This window comes from Thermoflexus sp. (assembly GCF_042408365.1).
Classification (GTDB): domain Bacteria; phylum Chloroflexota; class Anaerolineae; order Thermoflexales; family Thermoflexaceae; genus Thermoflexus.
Map to the genome: position 1 here is coordinate 16,580 of NZ_JBHOQJ010000268.1, position 10,527 is coordinate 27,106.

The following is a 10,527-nucleotide window of genomic DNA, read 5'->3' on the forward strand; positions in this document are numbered from 1 at the left end:
CCCTCGGTTCCGGATCGTGCATTTCCCACTCACAGGTAGAAAATCAGCAAGGCGAACAACGCCACGACCACCATAAAGTAAAGCAGTGGCGGCTTCATCACCGCCGGAGGCATCCAGGACATCAGATCCATCACCGGGCTGTTGGGACCCGGAGGTTGAATGACTTCCGGGAATGGATACCCTGCGCGATGCAGGAAGAACAGAACCGAACCTGCGATCAGCCACCCATTGATGGCCCCGGCGGCGAAGCCGGCGATGATCTCTACCCCCTTCTCCCGCTTCGCCCGACCGGCCAGCTGCACTGAGAGCGCCGGCCCCGCGTAACCGAAGAGCGCCGCCAGACCGATCGCGACGCCCTCAATGAAAAACCCGGTGGCCGGATCTCTGGTGAAAGACTCCCATATGGCGGGAGCGAACTGTTGCAACAAACTGAAGAGAAACATAACGCCGACGATGGAGGCGCTCACCAGAATCTCTTTCGCCACCCCCCGCAACGCCCCGATTAAGGCGAACAGGATCACGAAGATCCAGAAAACCGCGTTCAGCGCAATCATCCCTCCCTCCCCGTCCGGTGCCCTACGAGGGCAGGGTTCCGTCCCTGGATCGCCTCCATCACCAGAGCCGCCAGGCGGTCCGCCGCCTCCGGCCGGGCCAGCGCGGCCATCCGCTGGCGCATCTCCATCAAACGCCCTGGGCTCCTCAGGAGATCACCCACCACCTCTCCCAGTCGATCCTCAATCTCCTCGTCCGGGATCATCACGGCGCCCCCTTGTCGGACCAGATAGGCGGCGTTGTGCTCTTGATGGCGCCGCACGTAGGGATAGGGCACCAGCACCGCGGGCAGCCCGAACAGCGGAAGCTCTCCCAGGGTGGAGGCTCCCGCCCGGCATACCGCCAAATCCGCCATCGCCAGCGCCTCCCCCATCTCCTCATCCAGATAGGCCACCGGTCGATAGCGAGATTGACGCTCCGACGACAACCCCGCCCGTCGTTCCTGCATCGCCTCCAGATCCAACGCTCCAGTGAGGTGAAGCACCTGGGCCTCTGCGGTCAGCGCCTCTAGATGGCGGGCGACCGCTTGGTTCAAGCGACGAGCCCCCCGGCTCCCCCCGAAAACCAGCACCACGGGGAGTTCTCGGGTGAAACCCCAGCGGGCCAGCCCCCGCTGGCGAGCCACCTCCCGGGCCCGCGCGGCTTCCACCAATGCCCGTCGCACCGGATACCCCGTAACGACCGTCGGGCGCCGGAAGGCCGCTTGCGCTTCAGGAGCCGTGACGGCCACCTGAGCAGCGAGGCGAGCCAGGAATCGGACGGCCAGGCCAGGCTCGAGATCGGGCAGATACACAACAATCGGAACTCCGGACCAGGCGGCGGCGAGGGCCGCGGGGATCGACACGAACCCCCCGGTGGTGAATACCCCGTGAGGGCGTCCTCGCGCCATCGCCCGTTTCGCCTGTGCGGTTCCCTGAGCCAGCCGCCAGAGCCCCGCCGTCCCCCGCCGCAATCCCATTCCAGATACACCGCCCGCTTCCACCGGAAGGAAATCATAACCCCGCGCAGGGATGAGACGGGCCTCCATTCCCTCCCGCGTGCCTACCCAGATCAGCTCCGCGCTTGGGTCAGCGGCCCGAAGGGCCTCCGCGACGGCCAGCGCTGGATAGACGTGCCCGCCGGTCCCGCCGGCGGCGATCCAAATCCGCATCCCTTAGCCTCCTGGCCACGCTCAGCAACATCCCCACGCCGACGAACTCGCTGAGCAGGGCAGAACCGCCATAGCTAATGAAAGGAAAGGGCACCCCCGAGAAGGGAATCACACCGATCAATCCGCCCAGGTTGATCAACCCCTGCCAGGTAATCCACAGCGTCACCCCTAAGGCCAGCAATCCGCCGAACGCGTCCTTTGCCTGTCGGGCAGTGAAAAATCCCAGGCCCACCCAGATGCCGACCAAGGTGATGACCGAGATCACCCCCATAAACCCAAAGGCTTCGCCGAGCACTGCAAACACGCTATCGGAGTGTGGAAGAGGCACCTGGCCGCTAAGGGTATACCAGATGGCTCCCGGCCCTTTCCCGAAGAGCCCGCCGGAGCGGATCGCTTGCCAGACCACGCTGAGATGCCCACGGACATTATCCGGGTTTCTCAGGGCCTCCAGGTAACTGATCAACCGCGCCATCGCATGGGGATGCACTCGAACCAACACTCCGAACACCCCCGCCCCCACGGCCAACCCGAGGAGGACCTGAGCCAATGTGGCGCCGGAGGCCACAAACATCCAGGCAGCGATCCCCGCGATCAACAGCCCTGTCCCTAGATCCGGCTGGAGGAAAATTGGAATCACCACCACGCTCAGCACCATCAAGAACGGAATGAACCCCCGGCTCAGCTCCCGCAAGCGTTCGCCCTTTGTCGGCAGCCATGTGGCCAGGTAGAGGATGATGATCGGCTTAACAAACTCAGCCGGTTGGAAAGAACCGCCCGAGAAAGCCCGCCGCGCGCCGAGCCGATCCTCCCCGACCATCAGCACGGCGATCAGAGAAGCCACCCCCAGCACCGCCAGAGGGATGGAGAAGCGTTGCAAATGCCGGTAGTCGATCCGCCAGAGCCCTAGGAGGACGAGTGTGCCTAAAAGCGCCGCCCCGCCTTGGCGTCGGACGAAATACCAAGGATCAGCAAAGTGTTGCTGCGCCAGATAGTAAGTGGCGCTATAAACCAGCGAGAGACCGACCAGGACCAACACGGCCATAAGGATCAACAACGCCAGCTCGAGAAGGCTCGCTGGAAACGACCACGCCAGAGAGCCGCTCCGCGGGATCGATTGTCCATACCACCTTCGTCGTGCTGTGGTCATCCCAACGCCTCCACGAGCTGGCGGAAATGCGCGCCCCGCTCCTCGAAATCTCGATAGGCATCGTAACTGGTCCCCCCAGGCGATAACAGCACCACCTCTCCCGGCCGGGCCAACTGGGCGGCTACGGCCACTGCTTCCTCCAAGGTGCCCACACGCTCCACCCGCTCCAGCGCGGACTCCCCCATACCCGCGCGGGCGGCCCGCACCGCTTCCGCGATTCGATCCCCCATCTCTCCAAAGCAGATCAGCACCCGCACCCGTCGGGCGATCGTCCGCGCGGCTTCATCCCACGGGAGCTGCTTGTCCCGGCCTCCGGCCAGGAGCACCAGGGGTTCTTCGAAGGCCTCCAGAGCCACCCGCACCCGTTCCGGCGTAGTGGCAATGGAATCGTTCACATAGCGCACCCCCCGCACCTCTCGAACCAGCTCCAGGCGATGCGGCACGCCGGAGAACGTCGTCGCCGTCTCTCGGATCGCCCCCAAATCGACTCCCAAGCTGCCGGCGACCACCGCCGCCGCGAGGACGTTCCACAAATTGTGTCGACCTCGCAGCCGCACTTCATCAACCCGGCAGATCGGCCAAGCGTCCGAGCCCAGACGCAAAAAGAGCGCTCCTTCTCGAACGAAGGCCCCGCGAGCGACCTCCCGCTCCCGGCTGAAGAACCGCAACCGCCCCCGCACTGCCGCCGCCATGGCCCGGGCGTTCGGGTCGTCGTACCCCAGTACCGCAATGTCCTCGACGTCTTGAAAATCGAGGATGCGCTGCTTGGCCGCGATGTAGGCTTCCATCGTTTTATGGCGGTCCAAGTGGTTGGGCGTGATGTTCAGCACCGCCGCCACCCGCGGGCTAACCGTCATGATCTCCAGCTGGAAGCTGGACAGCTCAAGGACCACCCGATCCTCAGATCCGATCTCCTCAACGAACTCGATCAATGGATTGCCGATGTTGCCACCCACCCACGTCCGGAACCCGGCTGCCTGACACATCGCCCCCACGAGGGATGTCGTGGTCGTTTTCCCGGAGGACCCCGTGATCCCTGCCGTCCAGCCCCGACAGCGTTCCAGGAACAGCTGGGCATCGTTGGTGATGGGGATCCCCCGTCGGATCGCCTCCTGGACAATGGGAATGTCCAAGGGGACTCCCCCGCTCAGGCAGAGGAGATCACAATCCTCCAGAAGGGATAAGGGATGATCCCCCAGCACATAACGGATGGGCAAACCCTCCAGGGTTTGCAGAAACCCCTGGAGGCGTTCCGCCGGCTGTCGGTCGCTGACCGTCACCCTAGCCCCTTGGCGTATCAGCCAACGCGCCAGGGCGGTCCCCTGTCGACCCAAACCCAGGATCACCACGCGAGCGCCCGAGAGCTCTCGCATCCGCACCTCGCCTTTTCATCACCAAGCGCCAAGCTTGCTCTCGCTTCGAGTGATGAGCATATACAGTGGAGGAAGGGGAGGACTCCTCCACCCTCTCTCCCTCTCCAAGGCCTAAAGGGCCGTGGAGAAGGGGGGGAAAGCTCTTTCAGCGGCCCCAAAGATCTCCGAAGGGCCATGTTTACAACAACGCCAGCGCCACGCCGATCATCGCGGACCAGATCGCGATCAACCAGAACCGCTGCACCACTTGGGGCTCTGACCAGCCCAACAGCTCGAAATGGTGGTGAATGGGGCTCATCTTGAACAACCGCTTCCCCCGGGTCCATTTGAAATAGGCCACCTGTAGGATGACCGAAAGGGTCTCCACCACCGGGATCAACGCCACGATGGGCAACAGCAGCCACTGGCCGGTCATCAGGGCCACCACCCCCAGCGTCGCCCCCAGAGCCTGGGAGCCCACATCCCCCATAATCAATTGGGCTGGATGCGCATTGAACCAGAGGAAGGCCATACAGGCTCCCACCACGATGAAGGCGAACGTCGCCAGGTAGATCTGGCCCTGCAGATAAGCGATCACGCCGTATGCGATAAAGGACGTCGCCGTGATGATCCCCGCCAGACCATCCAGGCCGTCCGTGAAGTTCACGGCATTCGCGGAGCCCACGATGATGAAAACCGCGATCGGGAGGTAAAAAAGCCCGATATCGATCTTCTGGGGGACCGTAGGGATGGCCACACTGCGCAAGCCCATCCCGAAATGCAGCACCAAGGCGAGCACGACCCCCAGCGCGATCTGGAGTGGGAATTTGTGACGGGCCAGGAGCCCGCCCTTCCCCCGCGTGCCCATCCAATCATCCACGGCGCCCAGCGCCCCGAAAGCCAGCATCGCCCCTACCGGCACCAGGATCGAGCGTCCGATCAGTTGATCGCCCGGCCAGCCCATCTGTCGTAGGAACGCACGCCCCGCTTCCGTGTTGGCGATCAAGTTCCCGATGTTCAGGATCAGCGTCAGGATCACCACCGGCAGCACGATCATCAAGCCGCCCATCGTGGGCGTCCCCATCTTCACCAGATGAGTCCGTGGCCCCTCGATTCGGATCTTCTTCCCGATCCCGTTCGCTCGCAGCCAGCGGATCAAGGGCGGACCCCAGACCACTGCGAGCAGGAAGGAAAGACCACCCATGAACAATGCCTGTGCCACTGAGGAACACCTCTCAACAAAAGATCATGAAGCGGCAACAGAGAGCGGGTTCTCAAAGCACCGTACCCCATCTCATCCTTCACACAGAGCGTTTACGATCTCCTCCATCTGAAGGCCCCGTGAGCCTTTCACCAGAACCACATCCCCGGGTTCAAGGACCTGCCGGAGGACTTCGATGGCCTCCTGATTGGAGTCGCATGTCCATACCCGGTGAGGCGGCAAGCCCACTGCCATCGCCTCCTGGGCGATGATGCGCGCACGGGGGCCCACAGTGATCAAGAGATCCACCACCGCCCCCGCGCGCCCCCCCACCAACCGATGTCCCTCCAGCTCATAGGCGCCCAGCTCCAGCATATCTCCCAGCACGGCGATCTTTCGCCCCTCCAGCTCGGCCAGCAGGTTCAACGCCGCCAGCATGGAAGGAGGGCTGGCGTTATACGTGTCGTCCAGGAGGATCGAACCCCGCAGGCCGGGCACGGCCACCAGGCGCAATTGGGCCCGCCGATCCATCAGGCCGGCGAAGATCTCGTCCCAGCTGAGCCCCTCCAAGATCCCCACAGCAATGGCCCGTAACGCCGTGTGCACACTGTGCCGCCCCAACAGGGAGACCCGAACCCGCCGAAACGTCTCGCCCCGGTAATGAAGATCGAAGCGGACCCCTTCCAGCCCCTCGCTTGCGATCTCATCCGCCCACAGATCCGCTTTCGGATCCAAGCCGTAGAAGAAGACCCGCGCCCGGGTCCGTTCCGCCATCGCCCGGACGTAAGGGTCGTCCCAGTTTAGCACCGCCACCCCCTCCTCCGGCAGGGCCTCGACCAGCTCCGCCTTCGCCGCGGCGATGGCCTCCAGGCTCCCCAGCCGCTCCAGGTGAACCGGGCCGACCATCGTCACCACGCCGATCACCGGGCGGGCGATGGCACAGAGGGCGGCGATCTCCCCTCGCGCATACATCCCCATCTCCAGCACCGCCCGCTGATGCCGTGGGGTGAGCCGGAGCAACATCAGCGGCAGCCCGATCTCACTGTTGAGGTTCCCCTCGCTTTTAAGGGTCTCATACCGCCAGGAGAGAACCGCCCAGGTCAGCTCCTTGGTGCTGGTCTTCCCCACGCTCCCGGTGATGCCGATCACCCGCACCGGAAACCGCGCCCGCCACCATCCGGCCCAGCGGTGGAGGGCGTCCAGCGTGCGCGACACCCGGAAGCAGACCGGGAACGCCAGGGAATCCGGCCACGGCCCCCGCTCCAGATCCACGGTCATCGCGCCCTCCGGGACCTCCCGATGGACGATCGCGGCGATGGCCCCGCGCTGAAACGCGTCCCCCACGTATTGATGACCGTCGGTCCGCTCCCCCGGCAGCGCGATGAACAGATCCCCCGCTTCGCAGGCCCGGGAATCGATGGCCACGTGTCGGATGGGCGTCCCCCACGGCGGACGGTACCCAGTTAACGCCTCCGCCAGGTCCGCCAACGTCATTCCTTCCACTGGGACCCGAATCCCGCTTTCCCCTGCCATCCCTCGTTCACCTTGAATATTGTTCGGTAAGAAAGGCGGACGCTAAAGTGTCCCACTAAGACGTATGAACCGGGAGATGCCCGCGGGAACTTACCCCTCTCAATGCCCCGAGGCCGATGGCGGAACCCCGAGGAGGGGGAGGATCCGCGCCGCGATGCGGGCGAACACCGGAGCAGCCTCCTCAGAGCCCCACGGCGAGCGCCGGGGCCGATCCAGCTTCACCAGGATCAACACCTGTGGGTCCTCCACGGGGCCGAACCCCACAAAGGAGGCGATGGTATCCTGCGGATCATAGCCGGTGGGGGTGGGGATCTGGGCCGTCCCGGTTTTACCCGCCATCCGGTAACCGGGCACTTGCGCTTTGATGGCCTCGCGCTCGATGACCGCCGCCAGCATCTCCCGGAGCGTCCGCGCCGTCTGGGCCGAGATCGCCCGACGGCGGATCCGGGGCTCGATCCGCTGCACGCCTCCCGCCGATCGAACCTCCTGGACCACAAAGGGCCGCATGATCAGCCCATCGTTCGCCACAGCGGATACCGCAACAGCCATCTGCAAAGGGGTAACAGAGACCGCCTGCCCGAAGGACTGGCGGCCCAGATCTGACTCCCGCCAATCTGGGTCCCCATAGGCCCGTACCCGCATCACGGCTTCATAGGGAAGATCCACATCGGTCGGTTCCCCAATCCCAAAGGCGTGCAAAGCGTCGTAGAATCGCTCCGGCCCTAGGAGGCGAGCCAGGTAGGCTGCCCCCACATTCCGGGAGTAGATCAGCAGCTCCGTCATGTCCAGCCAGCCCCGTCCTCCTGGATAGGGACCCACATCCCAGTTGCAGATCGGCGCGCCCCCGAACTCCACACATCCTCGGTCCAGATAACGGGTCTCCGGCTGGACCACCCCGGCCTCCAGGGCCGCGGCCATGGTGAGGATCTTGAACACCGATCCCGGCTCGTAAAGATCCTGGACGACCGGGTTGCGGGCGTCGCGCTCCATGGTTTCCGGGCGGTTCGGATCAAACGCGGGCATGCTGACCATCGCCAGGATCTCGCCGGTGCGAGGACGAAGCACCACGACGTCGCCCCGCTGGGCACCGCTCTCCTGCAGACCCCGTGCCAGCTCCTCCGCCACGATCGCCTGGATGGTTCGATCGATGGTCAGCACCACCTCCCCGCCGGGTTCGGGCTGAGCCAGCGCTTCCTCCTCTACAGGCAACGGCCGCCCCTCCGCATCCACTGGAACACGTAGAATCACCGGTTTTCCCTGCAGGACCTCGTCGTAGGCTCGCTCCACCCCGATGGCGCCCCGCCGTCTTTCCATGCCCTGACCGTCCACTCCGAAGAACACGAAGCCGACCACTGGGCCTAGCAGAGGGCCCTCCGGGTACACCCGCTTCCAGTAAGGCATCACCCGCACCCCTCGCAGGCCCGCCTCTTCAATCCGCCGAGCGATCACGCGAGCGAGATCTTCCGGGATCTCCCGCGCCACAGGGAGCTGCCACCCCGTATCCGGCCAGCTCCGCGCCGCTTCCTGCACCGAGACACCCAGCAAAGGGCTCAGGATCTGGTCCACCTGGTGCAGCCATCTCGCGCGACGCTCCCGATCTCCCCCATAAGCAATGGGCAGATATTCCAGGATCACCTGATATCGCGGTGCGTCCATGGCCAGCACGGCGCCCTGCCGATCCAGGATGCGACCTCGCTGAGCCTCCAGGCGGAGCTCCAAGGACTGGATGCCGAGCGCCTCCTCGGGCGCATAGAAGGACAGATAAAACAGGCGCATCAACACCAACCCCAAGAGCAGAGCCGGAGGGATTACCACCGGTTTGAATCGCAACGCCGATGGGGTCTCCTTCATGGCTCTGCCTCCTCCGTCACCGGAAGCGTGATCGGCAGAGAAAGGCCTGGGCTCCCCCCGCCGGAGATGAACCCCATCGCCCGGGCCCGCTCCTGCAAGCGGGGAACCGCGCTTTCCACCGCGATGGCCTCCTGCATCGCCGCGTTCTCCCGCTCCAAAGCCGCGCGGGTCTCGCTTAGATGCTGGACGATCTGACCCTGCTCCACTGTAGCCGTGGAGAGAAATATAAACAGCAGAAAGAAGGCCGCTAGGAACATCAGCGTTCCGGCCACTGTTAGAAGAACGCGTTGTCGGCCACTCATCCTAAACGCTCCGCGATCCGCAGGCGGGCGCTTCGGGCCCGTGGGTTGATCTCGACCTCCTCCTCGGATGGGCGAATGGGCTTACGCGTCACCGGGCGCAGGCTCGCCCGATGCCCACAAGTGCAAACGGGAACCTCCGGCGGGCACAGGCAATCCCGCGACTCCCGTTGGAAGAACGCTTTCACGATTCGATCCTCAAGGGAATGAAAGGCGATCACCGCCAGACGACCACCTGGCTTCAACAAAGAGACTGCCTGAGGCAGCGCATGTTCTAACGCCTGAAGCTCCTCGTTGACGGCAATACGCAACGCCAGGAACGTCCGCGTCGCCGGATGCTGATCCTCCCGCCCTCGACCGATCACCCGCGCGATCAACTCGGCCAACTCGGTCGTTGTGCGAATCGGGCGGTTCCGCACGATCGCCCGGGCAATCCGTCGGGCGAACCGTTCCTCCCCGTATCGACGGATCACCTCCGCCAACTGCTTCTCCGGCCAACGGTTCACGATCTCCGCCGCGGGGATCCCATGCTCAGGGTCATAACGCATGTCCAGCGGGCCCTCGAGCTGGAAGCTGAACCCCCGACGAGGGTCAGCCAGCTGCCATGAGGAAAGGCCCAGATCGAACAAAATCCCATCAACCTCTAAGAAGTCGTAACGCACTGCGATCCGCCGGAGCTCCGCATAGGAGCCGTGGACCAGGATCACGCGTTCGCCAAACGAGCGCAGGCGCTCCCGCGCCCGCTCCAACACCTCAGGATCCCAGTCGATCCCCAAGAGCCGGCCATCCGGCGCGGAGCGCTCCAGGATCGCGGCGGCATGACCGCCTCCTCCCACGGTTGCATCGATGTAAACCCCACCGGGTCGAACCCTCAAGCCCTCCAACACTTCACGAAGCAAAACCGGAATGTGCATCGCGGATATCCACGTCCAGCCTCGTTGGACTCCCCCTGCCCCAACATGAGGCTGGGGTAGGAGGAGCGCTTAGATCTCCAGCCTCATCCAATGCTCTGGCGGGATCCGGCCGTTCTGAAAGCGCTCCAGGATCTCCTGCCAGGCGGAGGGGGACCAGATCTCCAAATAGGTGTGAACGCCGACGATGACCGCTTGACCCTCCAGACCCGCATAGGCCCGAAGAGAAGCTGGAAGGAGAATCCGGCCCTGTTCATCGGGGATGACATCGAAGGCCCCTCCAAAGAAAAACCGACGCCATTCCCGGGCCTCTGGGGCCGTGAGGGGGAGCTGACTGATCCGCTCCGCCACCCGCCGCCATTCGGGGAGGGTGAATAAATACAAACAGGGCTCCAGGCCTCTGGTGAGCACCGCCCCCGCTGCGAAGAACGGCCGGTAGCGCGCTGGGAGGAACATCCGCCCCTTCGCGTCGATCCCATGCCGATACTCCCCCAGGAACATCGGGGGATCTCCAGGAGGAAGCACCGGCTG

The 10,527-nt window shown here is 64.3% G+C and carries 10 protein-coding genes; all 10 read right to left on the reverse strand.

From position 1 onward, the window contains the following. Positions 1–29 precede the first annotated feature (29 nt). The gene (locus tag ACFMO5_RS12205; protein ID WP_376793029.1) at positions 30–554 is read right to left on the reverse strand and encodes a CvpA family protein; all 525 of its coding nucleotides are present in this window, start codon (positions 552–554) and stop codon (positions 30–32) included. Further along, positions 551–1,702, reverse strand: a complete 1,152-nt coding sequence (gene murG / locus ACFMO5_RS12210; protein WP_376793030.1) for an undecaprenyldiphospho-muramoylpentapeptide beta-N-acetylglucosaminyltransferase — start codon at positions 1,700–1,702, stop codon at positions 551–553. Before murG ends, ACFMO5_RS12205 begins: the two co-directional genes overlap by 4 nt. Further along, positions 1,620–2,849: an FtsW/RodA/SpoVE family cell cycle protein gene (locus ACFMO5_RS12215; protein WP_376793031.1), complete on the reverse strand. Its 1,230-nt coding sequence runs from the start codon at positions 2,847–2,849 to the stop codon at positions 1,620–1,622. The genes murG and ACFMO5_RS12215 overlap by 83 nt, the downstream gene beginning before the upstream one ends. Further along, a complete protein-coding gene (gene murD, locus ACFMO5_RS12220) occupies positions 2,846–4,222 on the reverse strand; it encodes a UDP-N-acetylmuramoyl-L-alanine--D-glutamate ligase (protein ID WP_376793032.1) in 1,377 nt (458 codons plus the stop codon). The genes ACFMO5_RS12215 and murD overlap by 4 nt, the downstream gene beginning before the upstream one ends. A gap of 178 nt (positions 4,223–4,400) precedes the next feature. Continuing rightward, the gene (gene mraY / locus ACFMO5_RS12225; RefSeq protein ID WP_376793033.1) at positions 4,401–5,423 is read right to left on the reverse strand and encodes a phospho-N-acetylmuramoyl-pentapeptide-transferase; all 1,023 of its coding nucleotides are present in this window, start codon (positions 5,421–5,423) and stop codon (positions 4,401–4,403) included. 72 nt (positions 5,424–5,495) lie between these two features. Next, positions 5,496–6,935 carry a UDP-N-acetylmuramoyl-tripeptide--D-alanyl-D-alanine ligase gene (murF, locus tag ACFMO5_RS12230; protein ID WP_376793034.1) on the reverse strand — a complete coding sequence of 480 codons (1,440 nt, stop codon included), beginning with the start codon at positions 6,933–6,935 and terminating at the stop codon, positions 5,496–5,498. A 99-nt stretch (positions 6,936–7,034) separates the two neighbouring features. After that, positions 7,035–8,786 carry a peptidoglycan D,D-transpeptidase FtsI family protein gene (locus ACFMO5_RS12235; protein WP_376793035.1) on the reverse strand — a complete coding sequence of 584 codons (1,752 nt, stop codon included), beginning with the start codon at positions 8,784–8,786 and terminating at the stop codon, positions 7,035–7,037. Beyond that, positions 8,783–9,088, reverse strand: coding sequence for a hypothetical protein (locus ACFMO5_RS12240; RefSeq protein WP_376793036.1), 306 nt, complete (start codon positions 9,086–9,088; stop codon positions 8,783–8,785). The genes ACFMO5_RS12235 and ACFMO5_RS12240 overlap by 4 nt, the downstream gene beginning before the upstream one ends. Beyond that, the gene (gene rsmH, locus ACFMO5_RS12245; RefSeq protein WP_376793037.1) at positions 9,085–9,999 is read right to left on the reverse strand and encodes a 16S rRNA (cytosine(1402)-N(4))-methyltransferase RsmH; all 915 of its coding nucleotides are present in this window, start codon (positions 9,997–9,999) and stop codon (positions 9,085–9,087) included. The genes ACFMO5_RS12240 and rsmH overlap by 4 nt, the downstream gene beginning before the upstream one ends. A gap of 69 nt (positions 10,000–10,068) precedes the next feature. Continuing rightward, positions 10,069–10,527 (reverse strand): division/cell wall cluster transcriptional repressor MraZ (gene mraZ / locus ACFMO5_RS12250; protein WP_376793038.1); only part of this gene is annotated, 459 nt, incomplete at its 5' end.